This is a genomic window from Nesterenkonia sp. PF2B19, assembly GCF_001758425.2.
In the GTDB taxonomy this organism is placed as follows: domain Bacteria; phylum Actinomycetota; class Actinomycetes; order Actinomycetales; family Micrococcaceae; genus Nesterenkonia; species Nesterenkonia aethiopica.
Genome location: NZ_MDSS02000019.1, coordinates 14508 through 33224, shown reverse-complemented (window position 1 = coordinate 33224; position 18717 = coordinate 14508). Strand labels below are relative to the sequence as shown.

The 18717-nt window shown below is 69.9% G+C and carries 18 protein-coding genes; 15 read left to right on the top strand and 3 right to left on the bottom strand.

What is annotated here, in order from left to right; translation table 11 throughout:
* Positions 1–77: 77 nt before the first annotated feature.
* The 13 genes from BCY76_RS07560 to BCY76_RS20350 all read left to right on the top strand — a co-directional run bounded on the left by BCY76_RS07560 (position 78) and on the right by BCY76_RS20350 (position 14078).
* On the top strand, positions 78–1097 hold the full coding sequence (locus BCY76_RS07560; RefSeq protein WP_070160818.1) for a LacI family DNA-binding transcriptional regulator: 1020 nt from the start codon (positions 78–80) through the stop codon (positions 1095–1097).
* Between the two features lie 157 nt (positions 1098–1254).
* The gene (locus BCY76_RS07555; protein WP_070160816.1) at positions 1255–2592 is read left to right on the top strand and encodes an ABC transporter substrate-binding protein; all 1338 of its coding nucleotides are present in this window, start codon (positions 1255–1257) and stop codon (positions 2590–2592) included.
* The gene (locus BCY76_RS07550) at positions 2589–3530 is read left to right on the top strand and encodes a carbohydrate ABC transporter permease (RefSeq protein ID WP_237090034.1); all 942 of its coding nucleotides are present in this window, start codon (positions 2589–2591) and stop codon (positions 3528–3530) included. The genes BCY76_RS07555 and BCY76_RS07550 overlap by 4 nt, the downstream gene beginning before the upstream one ends.
* 39 nt (positions 3531–3569) lie before the next feature.
* A complete protein-coding gene (locus BCY76_RS07545) occupies positions 3570–4541 on the top strand; it encodes a carbohydrate ABC transporter permease (RefSeq protein ID WP_085437460.1) in 972 nt (323 codons plus the stop codon).
* A complete protein-coding gene (locus BCY76_RS19885) occupies positions 4538–5275 on the top strand; it encodes a DUF624 domain-containing protein (RefSeq protein ID WP_085437458.1) in 738 nt (245 codons plus the stop codon). The genes BCY76_RS07545 and BCY76_RS19885 overlap by 4 nt, the downstream gene beginning before the upstream one ends.
* 178 nt (positions 5276–5453) lie before the next feature.
* Positions 5454–7010: an arabinosylfuranosidase ArfA gene (gene arfA / locus BCY76_RS07535; RefSeq protein WP_085437456.1), complete on the top strand. Its 1557-nt coding sequence runs from the start codon at positions 5454–5456 to the stop codon at positions 7008–7010.
* Entirely contained in the window at positions 6961–7920 is a 960-nt protein-coding gene (locus BCY76_RS07530; RefSeq protein WP_237090033.1) for an arabinan endo-1,5-alpha-L-arabinosidase, read from the top strand. Before arfA ends, BCY76_RS07530 begins: the two co-directional genes overlap by 50 nt.
* Positions 7921–7945: 25 nt before the next feature.
* Complete coding sequence (locus tag BCY76_RS07525; RefSeq protein ID WP_085437455.1) at positions 7946–10084, top strand: glycoside hydrolase family 127 protein; 2139 nt, start codon at positions 7946–7948, stop codon at positions 10082–10084.
* A 105-nt stretch (positions 10085–10189) separates the two neighbouring features.
* Positions 10190–11281, top strand: a complete 1092-nt coding sequence (locus BCY76_RS07520) for an alkene reductase (RefSeq protein WP_070160993.1) — start codon at positions 10190–10192, stop codon at positions 11279–11281.
* A gap of 149 nt (positions 11282–11430) precedes the next feature.
* Entirely contained in the window at positions 11431–11892 is a 462-nt protein-coding gene (locus BCY76_RS07515) for a GyrI-like domain-containing protein (RefSeq protein WP_070160995.1), read from the top strand.
* A gap of 47 nt (positions 11893–11939) precedes the next feature.
* Positions 11940–12749, top strand: coding sequence for a MerR family transcriptional regulator (locus tag BCY76_RS07510; protein WP_070160997.1), 810 nt, complete (start codon positions 11940–11942; stop codon positions 12747–12749).
* Between the two features lie 61 nt (positions 12750–12810).
* Complete coding sequence (locus BCY76_RS20355; protein WP_336582029.1) at positions 12811–13335, top strand: hypothetical protein; 525 nt, start codon at positions 12811–12813, stop codon at positions 13333–13335.
* 2 nt (positions 13336–13337) lie between these two features.
* A complete protein-coding gene (locus BCY76_RS20350) occupies positions 13338–14078 on the top strand; it encodes an endo-1,4-beta-xylanase (protein WP_336582028.1) in 741 nt (246 codons plus the stop codon).
* Positions 14079–14096: 18 nt separating this feature from the next.
* On the opposite strand, the gene BCY76_RS07500 is transcribed toward BCY76_RS20350, so the two are convergent.
* The gene (locus BCY76_RS07500; RefSeq protein WP_085437453.1) at positions 14097–14693 is read right to left on the bottom strand and encodes a CGNR zinc finger domain-containing protein; all 597 of its coding nucleotides are present in this window, start codon (positions 14691–14693) and stop codon (positions 14097–14099) included.
* 46 nt (positions 14694–14739) lie between these two features.
* Here BCY76_RS07500 and BCY76_RS07495 point away from each other — a divergent pair, with 46 nt between their 5' ends.
* Entirely contained in the window at positions 14740–15639 is a 900-nt protein-coding gene (locus BCY76_RS07495) for an alpha/beta fold hydrolase (RefSeq protein ID WP_070160999.1), read from the top strand.
* Here the strand turns inward: BCY76_RS07495 and BCY76_RS18045 are convergent.
* Entirely contained in the window at positions 15632–16555 is a 924-nt protein-coding gene (locus BCY76_RS18045; protein ID WP_083277602.1) for a GNAT family N-acetyltransferase, read from the bottom strand. The genes BCY76_RS07495 and BCY76_RS18045 overlap by 8 nt on opposite strands.
* Positions 16556–16671: 116 nt before the next feature.
* Here BCY76_RS18045 and BCY76_RS07485 point away from each other — a divergent pair, with 116 nt between their 5' ends.
* The gene (locus tag BCY76_RS07485) at positions 16672–18153 is read left to right on the top strand and encodes an SDR family oxidoreductase (RefSeq protein WP_083277603.1); all 1482 of its coding nucleotides are present in this window, start codon (positions 16672–16674) and stop codon (positions 18151–18153) included.
* Here BCY76_RS07485 and BCY76_RS07480 read toward each other — a convergent pair.
* Positions 18104–18661 carry a MarR family winged helix-turn-helix transcriptional regulator gene (locus BCY76_RS07480; RefSeq protein ID WP_070161003.1) on the bottom strand — a complete coding sequence of 186 codons (558 nt, stop codon included), beginning with the start codon at positions 18659–18661 and terminating at the stop codon, positions 18104–18106. The two genes, BCY76_RS07485 and BCY76_RS07480, sit on opposite strands and share 50 nt — an antisense overlap.
* Positions 18662–18717: the final 56 nt, after the last annotated feature.

Below are 18717 nucleotides of genomic sequence, written 5' to 3'. Positions count from 1 at the left end.
CAGCTCCCCGCTCGCACGGCACGGCACGTCCTCGCCGCGATGTACGGTGGTCTCACAGCGGCCTGAGGAGGGAGCCCATGGCGGTCACACTGCGCGACGTCGCCCAGCGCGCCGGAGTCTCGATCAAGACGGTCTCCAATGTGGTGCACAAGCGCCAGTATGTGAAGGACTCCACCCGGGAGGTCGTCCAGGCGGCCATCGACGAGCTCGGATACCGGCCGAACCTGTCGGCGCGGAGCCTGCGCAGCGGCCGGTCCGGGGTCATCGGCCTGGCGCTGCCGGAGGTGCGGCTGCCCTATTTCGCCGAACTGGCGGACTCCGTGATCACCGAGGCCAAGCAGCGCGGTCACACCGTGCTGATCGAGCAGACCGGAGCCGAGCCGGCGGCGGAGCGGGAGCTGCTGCGCAGCCCGCGCCTGCAGCTGACAGACGGCCTGATCTTCTCGCCGCTGGCCCTCTCTCAGTCCGACGTGGGTCTGCTGGAGGTGGACTATCCGTTGGTCACGCTGGGGGAGCGGATCTTCGACGGCCCGTGCGACCACGTGGTGATGGACAATGTCGCGGCAGCCCGCGCCGCCACGGAGCATCTCCTCGAGGCCGGGTGCCGGAGGATCGCCGTCATCGGCGCCCATGAGGGAGAGGATCAGGGGTCGGCCGCCCTGCGGCTTCGGGGCCACCAGGAGGCGCTCGACGCCGCCGGGATGCCGCGCGACGACCGCCTGGTGGGCTATGTGGGCCTGTGGCATCGGCAGGACGGCGCCGACGCCATGCGCAGGCTGCTCGCCTCCGGGGTCGAGGTGGACGGCGTCTTCGGCATGAACGACACGCTCGCGCTGGGAGCTCTGCGCGCCCTGCAGGATGCGGGACTCGCGGTGCCTGAGGATGTGAAGGTCATCGGCTTCGACGACCTCGAGGAGACCCGATACACCTCGCCCACGCTGTCCTCCGTGGACCCGGGGCGCATGGAGATCGCCCGGACGGCGGTGCGGGTGCTGGTGGAGCGGATCGAGGAGCGGCTGGCCGGGGAGGCCCCGGCACCGAGGCGTCAGTACACCACCAGCTATCGGGTGGTCCCGCGAGAGTCCACCGCCGGCTGAGCGCTGTCGCGGGACTGAGGCCGGTCCCTGACCTGGCCGGTGACCTGGGGCTGCGGATCGCCTGTTGACACCCTGCGTGACGCACGCCACAATTGCAGCGTTGGAATAATGTTACAACGTTGGAATCTCGCGTGAGCTTCGAGGGAGAGGGGCGCAGATGAGGCACAGAGTCATCAGGACGGCGGGGGTGATCGCCTGTCTGGCCGCGGCCGCCGGGGGCTTGGCCGGCTGCGGACGGGGAGGTGACCCGGACACGCTGACCTTCATGTTCCGCGGCAGCCCCGCCGAGGAGGAGGCCTACACGGCAGCGATCGAGCAGTTCGAGGAGGACACCGGGGTCACCGTGGACATCATCATGACCACGGCCGACGAATATGCGACCAAGCTCCGTGCCGCGATCGTCGGCGGTCAGATCCCCGACGTCTTCTACTTCGACCCCGGCAGCGTGGAGTCCTATGTCAACTCCGGGGTCATCCAGGACATCTCCGGCTACATCGAGGACTCCGACGTCGTCGACCTCGACGAGATGTGGGCCTACGGCGTCGACTCCTACCGCTTCGACGGTGAGCAGCTCGGCCAGGGGCCGCTCTACGCCCTGCCCAAGGACGTGGGGCCGTTCTCCTTCGGGTACAACGCCACCATGCTGGACGAGGCCGGGATCGAACGGCCTGACCCGGATGATCCCTACACCTGGGACGAATGGCTCGAGGTCCTCGAGGAGGTCACCCAGGACCTCGACGGAGACGGGGGCCCGGATCAGTGGGGGACGGGGCTGAACGTCGTCTGGAACCTGCAGGCCTTCGTGTGGTCCAACGGCGGAGACTGGCTCGACGAGGACGCCGCCGAGGTCACCGTCGACACCCCGGAGTTCGCCGAGGCGCTGCAGTTCTTCGCCGACCTCGACACCGTCCACGGCGTCACCCCCTCCATCGCGGAGGCTCAGACGCTGGACACCTACCAGCGGTGGATGCAGGGGCAGATCGCCTTCTTTCCGATCGCTCCCTGGGACGTGCCCATCTATCAGGACCTCGACTTCGAGTGGGACCTGATGCCGTACCCGGTCGGGCGCACCGGGGAGTCCGCCAGCTGGATCGGCACCCTGGGCATCGGGGTCTCCGCAGCCACCGAGAACCCCGAGGCCGCCGCCGAGCTGGTCGCTTACCTCTCCGGCGACCCGGACACCCAGCGGCACCTGGTGGAGGCCGGCATCCAGATCCCCAACCTGGTGGACATGGCCTATGAGTATGCCGAGGACGACTCCACGCCGCCGCAGAACAAGGAGGAGTTCCTCCGAGTGGTGGAGGACTACGGCCGGGCCCTGCCGCCGACTTTCACCTACAACCCGCAGTGGTACGACGAGCTCTACACCAACATCCAGCCCGTCCTCGAAGGGCGCATGACCGCCGAGGAGTACCTGGCCCAGGCCGAACCGAGGATGCAGGACTTCCTCGACATGGCCAACGAGCAGGCCGAGATGAGCAGGGGGACCGAATGACCGCCACCATCGCACCGCCGCAGCCCCCTGGGCCGCCGCCCGCCCCGCCGCGGCCCTCCCGCCGCGACCGCTCCGCCAGAGCCTGCAGCAACAGGCTGCACCGCAGCGAGCATCGCACGGCCGCGCTGTTCATCGCCCTGCCCGTGCTGGGCTTCGCGCTGTTCGTGCTCTACCCGATCGGCTTCGCCGTCGTCACCTCTTTCACGGCCTGGAACGGCATCACCTCGCCGGTGTTCACCGGGCTCGACAATTACGTGCGGATGATCGGTGACCAGTACTTCTGGAAGTCCCTGGGCAACACCGTCTACATGATGATGGCCATCCCGGTGGGGCTGCTGCTCTCCCTGGTGCTGGCCCTGGCCATGAATCGGCGGATGCGCGGCACCACGTTCTTCCGCACCATCTACTACATCCCGGTGATCTCATCCATCGCCGCCATCGCCATCCTGTGGCAGTGGGCCTACAACGGTGACTTCGGTCTGATCAACCAGGCCCTGGGCATGGTGGGCATCGACGGCCCCAACTGGCTGCAGAACCCCGCGACCTCCAAGCTGGCGATCATGATCATGGCCGTCTGGAAGGGCCTGGGCTTCTCCATGCTGCTCTACCTCGCGGCCCTGCAGTCCGTGCCGCGGCAGCTCTATGAGGCCGCCGCGATCGACGGCGCCTCCACGCTCCAGCAGTTCTGGGCCATCACCGTGCCGATGCTGCGCCCGGTGACCTTCTTCCTGGTGGTCACCAACATCATCGGCGGGGCGCAGATCTTCGTGGAGGTCAACATCATGACCCCCGACGGCGGCCCTGAGTTCTCCACCGCCACGATCGTCTGGTACATCTGGCGCCAAGCCTTCGAGTACCTCAACATGGGCTACGCCACTGCGATCTCGCTCATGCTCGGGCTTCTGGTGTTCGTCGTGACGGCGCTCCAGTTCGCATGAACCGTCGGAACCACTTCTCCATCGATTGAGGCGACCACGATGAGCACACCTGCACCTCAGAGCCCTCCACGTGCCGCCGTCGCTGCGGCCGCCGCCCCCGCCACGGCGGCCGGGCCGAAGCCCGTGCCGGCGACCCGGCGCAGCACCGGCCGGCGTGCCCCGGCCGGCCCGCCGCTGACCCGACGGCAGAAGATCGGCAACTGGATCGTCGGGGCCATCGTCTCGCTGGGCGGGATCACCATGATCGCCCCGCTGGTCTGGATGTTCTCCACCTCGCTGAAGACCCGTGAGGCGGTGTTCGCCCTGCCCCCGGAGTGGATCCCCTCCCCGGCCCAATGGGAGAACTACCTGCGCGTCTGGGACGCCGGCCCCCTGCTGTCCGGCATCATGAACAGCGCGGTCGTCGCCGTCAGCGTGACCGTCGTCGGGGGAGCGGCCTCCGCGGTGGCGGCCTACGCCTTCGCGAAGATGCGCCTGCCCTTCAAGGGGGTCATCTTCCTCAGCCTGCTGGCCGCCATCATGATCCCGTTCCCCACGCTGATGATCCCGCAGTTCCAGATGTTCGCCTTCGCCGGACTCGTGGACACGCTGTGGCCGCTGATCCTGCCGGCGATCTTCGGCAACATCATCATGGTGTTCTTCCTGCGCCAGTACCTGGACTCGGTGCCGGACGCCATCATCGAGGCGGCGAAGATCGACGGTGCCGGGCACTTCCAGATCTTCTGGCGGCTGATCTTCCCGATCATCCGCCCGGCGATCGCCGCCCAGTTCATCCTGTGGTTCATGGCCGTCTGGAACGACTATCTGGCCCCCATCATCTACCTGAACTCGCCGGAGGTGCAGACCCTGCAGCTGGTGATCGCGCGGTTCAACGCCACCTATGCGAGCCAGACGGACTACCCGCTGATCATGGCGGCCTCCTGCATCGCGCTGGTGCCGGTGCTGACGGTGTTCGTCATCTTCCAGCGGCAGATCATCGAGTCCATCGCCCTGACCGGGAGCAAGGGATGAGCCCGGGGCAGGAGCAGCTCGGCTGGGCGCCCCGGGTGATGGAGGTCCTGGGTGTGCTCACCCGACTGCTCGCCGTCCAGGCCCTCTGGGTGCTGGGGGCGGCCGCCGGGGCGCTGGTGCTGGGGGTGCTGCCGGCCTCCGTGGCGGCGGCGCGTGTGCTCCGGGACGCTCCGCGGGGGCTGTGGCGCGGCTTCTGGGGCACCTGGTGGGCCGAGTTGCGCAGAGCCCATCTGGTGGCCGGTCTGCCGCTGCTGCTGGCGCTCGCCGCCGTGCTGAACCTGCTGCTGGTGGTTCCGCTGGTCACCGGTCCGGCGGGGCCGGTGCTGTTGGTGGCCACCACGGTGTTCGGGGTGGCCGGGCTGCTCTCTACGGTGTGCGCCGTCGTCGTGGCGGCCCGGATCCCCGACGCCGGGGCGGTCGCTGCGCTGCGGCTGGCGGTGCTGATGCCCTGGATCAGTCCTGGGAAGGCGCTGCTGCTGGGGGTGATCTGCACTGCGGCGGTCCTGCTCGCCGTCACCGCACCGCCGGTGGCGCTGCTGCTCGGCCTCAGCGCGACGCTGATGGTCTCGACGGCGGTGCTGGAGCCGGTGCTGGAACCGGTGCTGGAATCTGTGCTGGATCCGGCGTCGGGTCTGCCTCCGGGGACGGAATCGGCGTCGGCGCAGGATGACGAGCAGATCCCCCTCCGCAGCAGCCCGCGCCGGGTCTCTCTGAGGGCTCCGGCCCCTGTGTGAGGGGCCTGTCCGAAGCGCCCGTTCCCGGCACCCGGCCGCACCGGCGCGGACTTTTCATCGCCGCAGGCCTTGACACGATTCAGCAAACGTCAGAAGGTGGCATCAGTCACCATTTCATCGATGTAATACATGACGGGGGATCCACCCGTCCATCTGAGACCCCTGAAGAGAGGACCCCATGGCACACGCCAGCATCCGCATCGACCCCGACGCCGTCGTCGCACCCCTGGACCGCCGCATCTTCGGCGGATTCGTGGAGCACCTGGGGCGCCACGTCTACGACGGCATCTACGAGCCCGGCCACGCTGCGGCGGACGAGCTCGGCTTCCGCAAGGACGTCACCGCCCTGGTCAAGGAGCTGGGGGTCAGCACCATCCGGTACCCCGGCGGCAACTTCGTCTCCGGCTACCGCTGGGAGGACGGCGTCGGGCCCCGTGAGCAGCGCCCGGTCCGCCGTGACCTGGCCTGGCACGCGCTGGAGACCAACCAGGTGGGCCTCAACGAGTTCGCCACGTGGCTGCAGCAGCTGGACAGCGAGCTCATGCTCGCGGTCAACCTCGGCACCCGCGGCATCCAGGAGGCCCTGGACCTGCTGGAATACACCAACCACCCCTCGGGCACCGCGCTGAGCGACCTGCGCGCCGAGCACGGCTACCCGGACCCGTGGAACGTGACCATGTGGTGCCTGGGCAATGAGATGGACGGCCCCTGGCAGACCGGGTTCATGACCGCTGACGACTACGGCAAGCTCGCCGCACGGACGGGGCAGGCCATGAAGGCCGCCCAGCGCGACCTGCAGCTGGTGGCCTGCGGCTCCTCCGGCTCCTCCATGCCGACCTTCGGCGAGTGGGAGCGCACCGTGCTGGAGCACGCCTACGACCATGTGGACTTCGTCTCCGCCCACGCCTACTACCAGGAGCGTGGCGGGGACCTGGACTCCTACCTGGCCTCGGCGGCCGACATGCGGTACTTCATCGACACTGTGGTGGCCACCGCCGACCATGTGAAGCACCGCCGCAAGTCGGACAAGACCATCATGATCTCCTTCGACGAGTGGAACATCTGGTACCTGGACGAGCACCAGGCCTCCGACGAGGTCAACGACGAGTGGCGCATCGCCCCGCGTCAGCTGGAGGACGTCTACTCGGTGGCCGACGCCGTCGTCTTCGGCTCCCTGCTGATGACCCTGCTGGAGCGCCATGACCGCGTCCGCTCCGCCTCGCTGGCGCAGCTGGTCAACGTGATCGCCCCCATCATGACCGAGCCGGGCGGCCCCGCCTGGAAGCAGACCACGTTCTTCCCCTTCTCCGTGACCTCCCGCCTGGCGCAGGGCCAGGTGCTGCGCCCCGAGGTCCACGCCCAGTCGGTGGAGTCGACGGTCTACGGGGCCAACTCGGCGGTGGACTGCGTGGCCACCGACGGCGAGGACGGCTCAGCGATCTTCCTGCTCAACCGCAGCCGGGAGGCCGTGGAGGTCACCGTGGACGTCTCCGCCCTGGAGCGCGGCACCATCGCGGAGGCCGTCACCCTCTGGGACGAGGACGTCTATGCCAAGAACACGATGGAGCAGCCGGACCGGGTGGGTCTGCGCGACGCCCAGGCCTCGCTGGCCGACGGTGCACTGACCATCCGCCTGGAGCCGATCTCCTGGACGCAGTCGGCCTCGCATGACCCGAGCGTCCGGCATGAGGTCCCCGGCGAGCACGCTGCTCGCCGGGGACCTCGCCGTGCATGACCCCGCCCTGGTCGCCGGTGACGCCGTGCCCGGCGGCGGCGCCGGGGACGGCACCTGGACGGTCATCTGCACGGGAGCCCCTGAGATCGCCGACGGCTGCCTGCAGGTGCGGCGCAGCCTCGACGGCGTCCGCTGGGAGGCCGCCGGCACCGTATGGGAACGCAAGCCCGAGTGGCTCCGAGAGGCAGTGCCGGGGGTGCGGAATCTGTGGGCTCCGGAGCTGATCCGCCGTGCGGGGACGTGGTACCTCTACTATGCGGCCTCCACGTTCGGGGAGAACCGGTCGGTCATCGCCCTGGCCACCAATGCCACCCTGGACCCCCAGGACCCCGACTATGCGTGGGTGGACCGAGGACCGGTGATCGCCTCCGGCCCGGAGGACGACTTCAACGCCATCGACCCCGGCGTGGTGCTGGACGACGCCGGGACCCCCTGGATGAGCTTCGGCTCCTTCTGGTCCGGGATCCGCATGGTCCGGCTGCACTGGCCCGACGGCCTGCGGGACCCTGACGACGACGGCGCCCCGCGGCATCTGGCGGACCGGCGCCGAAGCCCCAACGCGATCGAGGCGCCGTACATCGTCGCCCGAGACGGCGCCTTCTGGCTCTTCGCCTCGCAGGACTTCTGCTGCCGCGGGGTGGACTCCACCTACAGCATCATCGTCGGCCGGGCGGAGCAGGTCACGGGACCTTATGTGGACCGCGACGGCGTGCCCATGATGGACGGCGGCGGCACGCCGCTGCGGGCCACCGACGGGGTGCGCATCGGCCCCGGCGGACAGGCGGTCTCCGGGGACTGGTTGGCCCTGCACCACTACCGCGGCGACGACGACGGCCGGTTCCGCCTGGAGATCCTGCCGCTGGACTGGTCCACCGGATGGCCGGAGACCGCCTGGAAGGACGAGCAATGAGATCGCATCCGTGCGCAGGAGACAGATGAGCAGCGAGACGAGGACAGCACAGATGACCGACATGACCGCCGCCTGGGGACGCTCCGTGCACGGTGTGCACCTGGCCCCGGAGAGCTGGCTGGGCCGGTGGGAACACACCAACCGGACGGCGACCCTGCCGCACTGCATCGAGCAGCTGGAGGTCCACGGGGCCCTGAACAACCTGCGCCGGGTCACCGGTGAGCACCAGGGTCCCCGGGTCGGGTTCCTGTTCTCCGACTCTGACGTGTACAAGGTGCTGGAGGCGGTCGGCTGGGAGACGCAGCGGGCGGCCGAGCGAGGTCGGCCGCTGGACGTGGAGCTGCGGACCTTCACCGTCGAGGCGGTCGCCCTGCTGTCCCGGGCGCAGCGGGAGGACGGCTATCTGAACTCCTTCTGCCAGACCGACGGGCGCGTCCCGTGGGAGAACATGCGCTGGCACCACGAGCTCTACTGTCTCGGCCATCTGGCGCAGGCGGCGGTGGCCTGGGCACACGTGGAACCGGCGGGCCCAGAGATCGCCGCCGATGCGGAGCTGCTCGCCGCCCGCACCGAGCTGATCGCGCTGACCGAGCGGTTCGTGGAGCTGGTGGTGCGGCGCTGGCGCGCGGGAGAGCACATCGTCTGTGGACACGCCGAGGCGGAGTCAGCCCTGGTGGATCTGTACCGCGTCCTCGGGGCCCCCGAGTATTTGGAGCTCGCCGCGGCCATGGTGGAGGCTCGCGGCCATGACACGCTCGGCCCCGACGGGTTCGGTGCCGCCTACTTCCAGGACCATGTTCCGGTCCGTCAGGCGCCGGAGGCCGCGGGGCATGCCGTGCGTCAGCTCTACCTGCTGGCAGGTGCGGCCGACGTCGCCGTCGAGACCCAGGACGACCAGCTGCTGGCCGCGGTGGTGCGGCTCTGGGAGTCCGCCCACCGGACCAAGGCGCATGTGACCGGCGGAATGGGGTCCCGCCACCGGGACGAGTCCTTCGGCGATCCCTATGAGGTCCCGCCCGACCGTGGCTATGCGGAGACCTGCGCGGCGATCGCCGACTGGATGCTCAGCTGGCGCCTGCTGCTGGCCACCGGCGAGGCCCGGTACGGTCGGGCGATGGACCGCGCCCTGTACAACGCGATCCGCGCGGCCGTGGACGAGGACGGCACGCGGTTCTTCTACTCCTGTCCGCTGCAGATGCGCACCCATCGGACCGGGGTGCACGAGCAGGCCCCCAGCGGGCGTGCCGCCTGGTACGACTGCGCGTGCTGCCCGCCCAACCTCGCTCGGCTGCTGGCCTCACTGCGTCATGCCGCCGCGGCCCATACCGACGACGGCGCCCTCGCGCTGCTCATGGCGGTCTCCGGTGAGATCCCCGTGGCGGCCGAGGGCTCCTCCGGGGTGCTGACCGTGGAGTCCGGGCTGCCCTGGACCGGGACGCTGCGACTGCGCTTCACTGCGGAGACTCGTGCGGGCTCGGGCGCTGACGCGGACTCGGGCGCGGAGGGGAGTGCGGGCGCGGAGGGGAGTGCGGGTGACGGATGCCCGGTGCCGGTGCGGGTCCGGATCCCCGACGGGGCCCAGCTGGGTGATGGAGCGGGGCCGACTGGTCCTGCTGCGCTTCCCCACGGCGCGGCGGTGCGGGACGGCTGGCTGCACCTCCCGGTGGGTCTGACGGCGCTGGAGGTGGAGTTCGAGCTGCCGGTGGTGGTCCGGCGTGCGCACCACCGGGCCGACGCGCTGCGCGGACAGCGGGTGATCACGCGCGGACCGGTGGTCTACGCGCTGGAGTCCGTCGATCTGCCGGAGCGCATCCTCGCCCTGGGAGCTGAGCTGGAGGACGTCGAGCTGGAGGACGTCGAGCTGGAGGACGTCGAGCTGGAGGACGTCGAGCTGGAAGGTGTGGAGCGTGATGGCGCGAGCGGACCAGAGGTGCGCGGCGAGGTCTTGGGTGCGCCCGCCGTCGTCGTCCCGCTGCGGGTCCGCCGCGACGCGGGGGACGATGACGCGCGGGACGATGACGCACAGGACGCGCTCTATCCCCCTCACGGCGACGCCGGTCAGCCGGGGGAGCGGTTCACCGCTCCGTTGGTGCCCTTCGGCCTGTGGGGCAACCGCGGCGGCGGCGCCATGCGGGTCTGGATCCCCGCGTCAGAGTCCCGCTGAGCCGCGGAGCATCCGCTGTGAACTCCGGCACGGCGAGGAATCAGCCCGCCGCCGTCGTGGTTGTCTGCCGGTGGAACGACCCGCCCCGGTGAAAGGACCGTGCAGATGACCACCGCCGTCCAGGAGAAGCTCTTGTCGCCCCTCACGCTCGGCGCCCTGGAGCTGCGCCACCGCCTCGTGATGGCTCCGCTCACCCGCCTGCGGGCCGATGAGGACGGCGTCCCCACCGACCTGCAGGTGGAGCACTACGCACAGCGCGCCTCCCTGGGCATGATCATCACCGAGGGCACCTGGCCCGTGCGGGAGGGGCGCACCTGGGTGGGGCAGCCCGGCATCGAGACCCAGGCGCACATCGACGGCTGGCGGAAGGTCACCGACGCCGTCCATGAGGCGGGTGGGACCATCGTGCTGCAGATCATGCACGGCGGGCGCATCTCCCACCCGCTGCTCAGCGGCACCGGACGGGTCGTCGCTCCCAGTGCGATCGCCGCGCCCGGGGAGATCCGCACCCCGGAGGGCAAGGCGGAGCACCCGGTGCCGCATGCGCTGGAGAACCAGGAGATCCCCGGCATCGTGGAGGCCTTCGTCCAGGGCGCTCAGCACGCGAGGGCGGCCGGCTTCGACGGGGTCCAGATCCACGGGGCCAACGGCTACCTCCTCCACCAGTTCACCTCCCCGACCTCCAACCAGCGGGAGGACGACTACGGCGGCAGCCCGCAGAACCGGGCCCGGCTCTCCGTGGAGGTCACCCGCGCCGTGGCGGAGGCGATCGGCGCCGACCGCACCAGCATCCGTCTGTCCCCGCAGCATGACATCCAGGGGGCGCTGGAGACCGACGACGCCGACGCGCTGACCACCTACACCGCGCTCGCCGAGGGACTGGCGCCCCTGGGTCTGGCCTTCGTCGACGTCCTCAGCGCCGACCGCGCCGGCGCCCTCGTGCAGACCCTCCGACGCGTCGCAGGTGCCCCGCTGGTCGGCAACAGCGGATTCGGGGTGGTCACCACCCGTGAGGAGGCGCTGCGGCTGGCCGCGGAGGGGACCGTCGACGCCGTCGCCGTCGGTCGCGCGGCCATCGCGAACCCCGACCTGTTCCGCCGCTGGGAGGAGGACCTCGGGGAGAACGAGACCCGCCCCGAGAGCTTCTACGTCGGCGGTGCCCGCGGCTACACCGACTACCCCGCCTGGCAGGGCTGACCCGCCTCGCGTCGGGCCCGCTGAGCCGGGGCCGATGCCGGAGACCGGGCCGTGTCGGCCGTATTCCGGCTAGCAACCACCAGCTCGTGCCTGGCGCCGAGGCGGCCAGCTGTTGACGGGGACACCCTGCTCAGCGGTGTGATGGAGTCATGCCGATCACCGAGTTCCTCCAGAAGCCGCTCCCGGCGCTGCGCCTGGCAGCCCGGACCGTCACCGTCCGCGACTGGTCGGAGGTGGGGGAGGCGGTCGGCGCCGCATTCGACCACATTGCGGGCATCATCGGCGACACACCAGGGACCCTGCATGCGCCCGTAGCCAGCTACTCCTGGACGGCGGACGGGCTGCGCATCGTGGTCGGCTACGTCTACGAGGGGGAGGCGTGCGGCGGTGTGGAGATCGCGGAGCTGCCCGAGGAGAGCCACGCGCTGTGCACCGCCCACTATGGCCCGGTCAGCGGCATCGCGGAGAGCTGGCAGGCCCTGCATGCCGAGCTGGAGGCCCGGGGGCTGCGCCCGGGCGGCCCCAGTCGTGAGCTCTACCTGCGCGCCGAGTCCGAGGACCAGCACGACTGGGTGACCGAGCTGCAGCAGCCCGTCATCCCGGCCGACTGATCCCCGGATGTTGACTCTGACACTGTGTCAGACGATGTGATGGACCCATGCTGTCCATCGGAGCCTTCGCCCAGGTCGGTCAGGTCACCCACCGCATGCTGCGGCATTGGGACCAGGCCGGACTGCTGGTGCCCGCCCACGTGGAGCCGACCACCGGCTACCGGTCCTACGATCCGGAGCAGCTGGACCGGCTCCACCGCATCGTGGCGCTGCGCCAGCTCGGCTTCGGCATCGACGAGATCTCCGCTCTGCTGGAGGACGGCGTCGACGTCGCCCAGCTGGCGCGGATGCTCGGCCGTCGTCGTCACGAGCTGGAGCGGGAGCACCGGATCGCGTCTGAACGGCTCACCGACGTCGAGCGACGGCTCCATCTGATCGAAGAGGAGAATGCCATGCCTGCTGTGGAGATCGTCACCAAGTCCCTGCCGGCCCTGAGGCTGGCCGCCCGCACCGCCGTCGTGCGGGACCAACCGGAGGTGGCCGGCGTCGTGGGCCCTGCCTTCGACGCCGTGGCCGCGGTCATCGGTCATATCCCGGGAGCCCTGGAGACCCCTGTGGCCAGCTACAGCCTGGACGAGCGCGGGCTGCACGTCATCGTCGGCTACGCCTATGACGGCGAGCCGCGGGACGGTGTGGAGATCGTCTCGCTGCCGGCGGTGGAGAAGGCGTTCTGCAGCACGCATCTGGGGGAGATCTCCGGGATCGCGTCCAGCTGGCAGGCGCTGCACACCGAGGTCGTCGCCCGCGGCGCCGAGCCGGCGGGTCCCTGTCGGGAGCTCTACCTGCGGGCCGACGAGTCGGGGCGGAGCGACGAGTTCGTCGTCGAGCTGCAGCAGCCTGTCACGCCTGCTGGCTGATGCTCAGCAGTCCCGATGACACACTGTGGGGCGCGTCACAGGATTCTGCAAGACTGGCGGTATGACCTTGTTGTTCGCTCCGCCCGCCCCTGGCCGCACGCCGGATCCCAGCCTCGCGCATCGTCGCGCCCTCGTCACCGCCACGCTCACCGACGGCGACGGCGCCCCGCTGGCAGACCGGGACGTCACGGTCCGTCAGCGCAGCCAGGCCTTCGGCTTCGGCTGCATCGGCTTCGAGCTGGTGGACCACATCATCGGAGAGTCCCAGGACCCCGGATATGACGCGGCGCTGGCCGATCAGTGGCTGGCCGTGTTCAACCGGGCCACCCTCCCGTTCTACCTGGGCATGTTCGAACCGGAGCGGGGCCGCCCGCGCACCGACCGCCTGCTCGCCGCGGCCCGCTGGTTCGCCGAGCAGAGGGTGAAGGTCAAGGGCCACCCGCTGGTGTGGCACACCGTCTGCGCCCCCTGGCTGCTGGACCTGGAGGTCGAGGAGATCGAGCGGGCCCTGCGGGGACGGATCCGCCGTGAGGTGGAGGCCTTCTCTGGCTCATCGACACCTGGGACGCCATCAACGAGGTGGTGATCATGCCGGTGTTCACCGCCGAGGACAACGGCGTCACCCGGCTGGCCCGCCAGCGGGGCCGCATCGAGATGATGCGGCTGGCCTTCGAGGAGGCGCGCGCCGCAGACCCCGCAGCTACCCTGCTGCTCAACGACTTCGACATGTCCACGGCCTATGAGTGCCTCATCGAAGGCGCGCTGGAGGCCGGGATCCGCATCGACGCGCTGGGCCTGCAGTCCCACATGCATCAGGGGGCCTGGGGCGAAGAGAAGACCCTGGAGGTGCTCGACCGGTTCTCCCGCTACGGGATCCCGCTGCACTTCACCGAGACCACGATCCTCTCCGGCGATCTCATGCCCGGACACATCCGGGACCTCAACGACTGGCAGGTGGATCACTGGCCCACCACGGAGGAGGGGGAGCACCGCCAGGCCGAGGACCTCGAACGGCACTACCGGACCCTGTACTCCCATCCCTCCGTGGAGTCCATCACCTACTGGGGCCTGCCCGACCGTGGCATGTGGCTCGGCGCCCCCGGCGGGCTGCTGCGCCCCGACGGCTCGCCCAAACCCGCCTATCACCGGCTCCGCCAGCTCGTCACCGAAGAGTGGCGCACCCCGGAGACCACGGTCCGCACCGACGACGACGGTCGCCTGCGCCTCGACGCGTTCCTGGGTGAGCATGAGCTCACCGTCGGGGGCGTGAGCGCGGTCCTCGACGTCGACGCGCCAGGAGAGGTGACCGCCGACGTCGTGGTGGGCTGAGGCCGCAGGGCGGTGGGCTCAGGGGCCGGCGGCAGGGCCTCGGCGTGCGTGCCGAGCTGCCTTGGCGCGGTTGCCGCAGCGTTCCATCGAGCACCACTGGCGCCGTCGCCCGCGTGAGCGGTCGAGATAGCGCAGGCCGCAGCGAGTGTGCGCGCAGATCTTGACCCAGGGGAGCTCGCCTGCGGCGATGACCTCGATGGCGGCCTGAGCCAGTGCGCCCAGCGCCGCCGCCGTCCCTGATCCCGCCGCGGTCCCTGATCCCGCCACCACCACGGTGGTCGGTTCATCGAGACGCAGTTCGCGCAGCGGAGCATGGTGCGCGTGCTCGTTGACCAGCAGCACGTGCTCACGAGTGGGTGTGCGGCCCGGGGCGAGCACAGCGTCGATTGCGTCCCGCAGCGTCAGGGCCGCCTGGTGCTCGGCCGGCGTCGGCGGCTGCGAGGTCGAGTTCGCCCACCCCTCGATCCCCGCCGTACTGAACCACCCGGCGAGGCTCTCCGCGTCAGGCAGGGTCTCGCGAGGGGTCGTGGCCCGATCGCGCAGGGTGTTGACGAAGTCCAGGGCGGATGAGCCGCCGTAGAACAGCCAGTCTCGAACCTCGGCGCCAGGTGTCATGGGGCCATCCTATTGACTAACCGTCTGAACGGGTTAGTGTGAGGTCATGACGCATCTCACGGACCTCCCGTCACTGCGCATGCACTGGCAGGAGCATGGTCAGCAGTCCGACGAGCCGGCAGCGCTCCTCCTCCACGGCTGGCCGCAGACCTCTGCCTGCTGGGACGAGTTGGCCCCACTGCTGGCCGACGGCAGGCGCCTCATCGCACCGGACCTACGTGGCTACGGCCTCACCGACAAGCCCACCGAGGGATACACCAAACGGCGTATGGCCGCCGACGTCGTCGAACTGCTCGACCACCTCGGCCTGGAGCGGGTGCATCTGGTGGGGCACGACCGTGGCGCGCGGGTGGGCCATCGGTTCGCGGTGGACCATCCCGAGAGGCTGCACACTCTGACCGTCCTGGACGTCGCGCCCACTCATGCCATGTTCAGCGGGACCACGCGCACAGCCGCCGGCTACTTCCACTGGCTGTTCCACATGCAGGACGACCTTCCCGAGCTGCTGACCTCCGGCCGGGAGGAGGAGTACCTGCGGTACTTCTTCCAGCGGTGGACGCTCCGGCGGGATCGGGTCGAGCCCCGGATCCCTGAGTACGTGCAGGCGTTCCGTCGGCCCGGTGCCATGCGTGCCGGGTTCGACGACTATCGGGCGACCTGGGAGGACATCGCTCTCGACGAGGAGGATCTTCGAGCGGGCCGCCGCGTCACCGTGCCGACCCTGGCGCTGTGGGGTGCCCAGGGGCTGGCCTCCCAGGTGGCTGTCGATGAGCTGTGGCGCCCCTACATCGGCACAGGCCCCCAGGGTGAAGGGCTGCTCGAGGCTCGGCGGATGGAGAACTGTGGGCACTTCATCCCGGAGGAGCAGCCGGAACAGCTGGCCGCCGAGCTCACGGGGTTCTGGGGCAGACACTCTCGGCGGGAGACGCCGGCGGGGCTCAGCTGAGGTCCTTGGCGAAGTACAGCTCGGCGGAGGCGCTGTCGTTGTAGGGGTCGACCCGCCGGTATCCGGCGTGCTCGTAGAAGGCGATCGCCTCGCTGAGCGCGCTGTGAGTGTCCAGCAGCACCCTGCGGTGCCCGGCGGTTCGGGCCAGCTCCTCGAGCCGCCGGACCAGCCGGGAGGCGAGGCCGGCGCCGCGCCGCTGTGGATCAACCCAGAGGCGCTTGATCTCCGCGGCGCCGTCGATGATCGCCCCGGCACGGCCGACGGCGGGACGGATGCCGCCGTAGGCCACCGGCCGGTCCTCGCACACCGCCACCAGATATCGCGAACCCGGCTCCGGGACGTCCAGAGGGCCGGGGGTGAAGCCGAACCGCTCGTGCAGCTCTGTCACATAGGCCTGCTGGGCCTGCCGAGCCAGCGGGTCGTCCACCGTGACCTCATGGAGCTCGACCGGGGAGAGGTGCTTCTTGAACCCCACGTGGGAGGGGGCGTATCCCAGGCGCTCATAGAAGCGGTGCGCGTCCTGCCGCACGACGTCGGAGGTCAGCTGGGCCAGTCCGCAGCCCCGGGCGAGGCCGCGATCCTCAGCGTGGCGCATCATCTTCTCCCCGATGCCCTGGCCGCGGAGGCGCCGATCCACTCGGACCGCCTCGACATGCAGCCGGGTCACACCCTGGCGGGCGATACCCGGGATGAACGTCAGCTGCATGACGCCGATGACCTCGCCGTCGAGCTCCGCGACGATCAGCTCATCGTTCTCACTGGCGACGACGGCGTCGAAGCCCCGCTCATGCGCCGGAGAGTACGTGCCCGTGCGCTCGGCGGCGACGGCGTCGTCCCGGATCAGCTCGACGATGCGGGGCAGGTCCTCCCGCGTGGCGTCACGGAAGCGCGGTGCGAGGCTGGGTGCAGGAGTCATCACGTGACGACGATAGGCCGTCGACGTCGAGCCGGCAACGGCTGGGCCGGCGAGCTGCGGCTGAGGCCAGTGCTACCGTGAGCCATCACCTGCTCAGAGACCGGAGGAGGATGTCCATGGCACTGATCGCTGTCACAGGAGCGACCGGATACATCGGTGGTCGAGTTGTGCCCCAGCTGCTCGCGGCCGGTCATACGGTGCGGGTGCTCACCCGTCGAGCGGAATCCTTGAGGGACGTGCCCTGGCGTGACGAGGTGGAGGTCGTCCAGGGCGATCTCTCCGAGGCGGAGGCGGCCCGGAGGCTGTGTGCCGATGCTGAGGTGGTCTACTTCTTGGTCCACTCCATGACCGGCGGAAAGGACTTCGCCGCCACGGACAAGCGGTGCGCCGAATCCGTGGGGGAGGCCGCAGCGCTGGCGCGCGTCCGGCTGGTGGTCTACCTCTCGGGCCTGCACCCGGACGGTGAGCTCAGTCCCCACCTGCGGTCTCGGGTCGAGGTCGGCGAGATCCTGGAAGCCAGCGGAGTCCCGACCCTCACGCTGCAGGCGGGGCTCGTCATCGGTTCCGGCTCGGCCAGCTTCGAGATGATCCGGCACCTGACCGACGTGCTGCCCGTGATGCCTTCGCCTCGCTGGGTGATGAACCGGATCCAGCCCATCGCGGTCCGTGACGCGCTGCACTATCTGACCTGTGCCGCAGACGTCGAGCTGTCGGCCAGCCGACGGTGTGACATCGGTGGTCCCGATGTGCACACCTACGCCGAGCTGATGAAGACCTACGCTCGCGCCGCCGGGCTGCGTGAGCCCACCGTGCTGCCGCTGCCGGTGCTGACCCCCTGGTTGGCGGCGCAGTGGGTCAACCTCGTCACACCCATCCCACGGTCCCTGGCGATCCCATTGGTGCAGTCGCTCCAGCACGACTGCGTGGTCCAGGAGCGGGGGATCGACGAGCTCATCCCACCCCCGGAGGCCGGGCTCACCCGGTATCGGGTCGCCGTGGACCTCGCGCTGGAGAAGATGACCGCCGACCGGGTGGAGACCACGTGGGCGGCCGCACATCCGTTGGAGGCGCCGTCCGAGCCGCTGCCGTCGGACCCGGAGTGGTCAGGTCGCACCGTGCTGCGTGATGAACGGGCGGTCCGCACCACAGCCTCACCACAGAAGGTCTTCGCCGTGGTGCAGGGGATAGGCGGCGAGAAGGGGTACTTCTCGTTGTCGAAGGCGTGGCGCCTGCGCGGCATTGCCGACAAGCTCATCGGGGGCGTGGGGCTGGGCCGAGGGCGTCGCAGCAGGGAGACTCTGCAGCTCGGCGACGTGGTCGACTGGTGGCGGGTGGAGCGGCTGGATCCGGGGAGTCTGCTGCGCCTGCGTGCGGAGATGAAGGTCCCCGGCCAGGCGTGGCTGGAGTTCGCCGTCGACGCAGACGGCGACGGCGGATCCCGGTACACGCAGCGCGCGATCTTCTTCCCCTCCGGACTGGCCGGACGCCTCTACTGGCTGGCGCTGACACCCTTCCATGCGGTGATCTTCCGGACCATGGCGGCGCGGCTCACTGCTGAGGCGGAGGCTCGGTCGCGCACAGAGCGTCGAGAAACCTGATCACGACCTCTCGCTCGTCAGGGGAGAGCGCCGCCGCAGCGTGGAACCGCCCGGCATGGCTGCGTCCGACAGATTCGCGGGCGACGCGCTGCGTCTGCTCGGTGACCGCGATGGCGGTGCTGCGCCGATCCTCCGGGTGGGGCAGGCGGCGGATGTGATCGTGAGCGGCCAGGCGGTCCAGCATCTTCGTCACCGACGCCGTGGAGACGCCCAGGTGGCGGGCGAGGTCGCTCGGCGTGGCGAGCCGGTCGTGCCGTTGGGCGGCGATGAGGTAGCGCAGGGCCCGCATGTCGGTCTCCCCGAGCTTCATGTACTTCCGCGAGGCTTCGCTCATCCTGCGTTCCACCGTGCGCCAGCGGCGCATCGCGTCCAGCACCGCGACGATCTGATCCATCTCCTCCTCGTCGACGTGCGCGTGGGGCACGATCTCCCCCGCGGGGTCCATCACGCGGGGGTCGATCATGGAGGGGTCCTTGGGGTGGTCGGCGGGGTCGGCGGTGTGCATCATGGAGATACCTCGGTTATTATTAGCCAAGTTAGATACTAACCAGGCTAGATGATTGG

What these genes read in the sequence shown, in the direction of transcription:
- arfA (WP_085437456.1), top strand. Translation starts at nt 5,454, where the DNA reads ATGGCACACGCCAGCATCCGCATCGACCCCGACGCCGTCGTCGCACCC.
- BCY76_RS20355 (WP_336582029.1), top strand. Translation starts at nt 12,811, where the DNA reads ATGACCTTGTTGTTCGCTCCGCCCGCCCCTGGCCGCACGCCGGATCCC.
- BCY76_RS07480 (WP_070161003.1), bottom strand. Translation starts at nt 18,661, where the DNA reads ATGATGCACACCGCCGACCCCGCCGACCACCCCAAGGACCCCTCCATG.
- BCY76_RS07560 (WP_070160818.1), top strand. Translation starts at nt 78, where the DNA reads ATGGCGGTCACACTGCGCGACGTCGCCCAGCGCGCCGGAGTCTCGATC.
- BCY76_RS07525 (WP_085437455.1), top strand. Translation starts at nt 7,946, where the DNA reads ATGAGCAGCGAGACGAGGACAGCACAGATGACCGACATGACCGCCGCC.
- BCY76_RS07545 (WP_085437460.1), top strand. Translation starts at nt 3,570, where the DNA reads ATGAGCACACCTGCACCTCAGAGCCCTCCACGTGCCGCCGTCGCTGCG.
- BCY76_RS20350 (WP_336582028.1), top strand. Translation starts at nt 13,338, where the DNA reads ATGCCGGTGTTCACCGCCGAGGACAACGGCGTCACCCGGCTGGCCCGC.
- BCY76_RS07515 (WP_070160995.1), top strand. Translation starts at nt 11,431, where the DNA reads ATGCCGATCACCGAGTTCCTCCAGAAGCCGCTCCCGGCGCTGCGCCTG.
- BCY76_RS07520 (WP_070160993.1), top strand. Translation starts at nt 10,190, where the DNA reads ATGACCACCGCCGTCCAGGAGAAGCTCTTGTCGCCCCTCACGCTCGGC.
- BCY76_RS07500 (WP_085437453.1), bottom strand. Translation starts at nt 14,693, where the DNA reads ATGACACCTGGCGCCGAGGTTCGAGACTGGCTGTTCTACGGCGGCTCA.
- BCY76_RS07510 (WP_070160997.1), top strand. Translation starts at nt 11,940, where the DNA reads ATGCTGTCCATCGGAGCCTTCGCCCAGGTCGGTCAGGTCACCCACCGC.
- BCY76_RS07555 (WP_070160816.1), top strand. Translation starts at nt 1,255, where the DNA reads ATGAGGCACAGAGTCATCAGGACGGCGGGGGTGATCGCCTGTCTGGCC.
- BCY76_RS07530 (WP_237090033.1), top strand. Translation starts at nt 6,961, where the DNA reads ATGAGGTCCCCGGCGAGCACGCTGCTCGCCGGGGACCTCGCCGTGCAT.
- BCY76_RS19885 (WP_085437458.1), top strand. Translation starts at nt 4,538, where the DNA reads ATGAGCCCGGGGCAGGAGCAGCTCGGCTGGGCGCCCCGGGTGATGGAG.
- BCY76_RS07485 (WP_083277603.1), top strand. Translation starts at nt 16,672, where the DNA reads ATGGCACTGATCGCTGTCACAGGAGCGACCGGATACATCGGTGGTCGA.
- BCY76_RS18045 (WP_083277602.1), bottom strand. Translation starts at nt 16,555, where the DNA reads ATGACTCCTGCACCCAGCCTCGCACCGCGCTTCCGTGACGCCACGCGG.
- BCY76_RS07495 (WP_070160999.1), top strand. Translation starts at nt 14,740, where the DNA reads ATGACGCATCTCACGGACCTCCCGTCACTGCGCATGCACTGGCAGGAG.
- BCY76_RS07550 (WP_237090034.1), top strand. Translation starts at nt 2,589, where the DNA reads ATGACCGCCACCATCGCACCGCCGCAGCCCCCTGGGCCGCCGCCCGCC.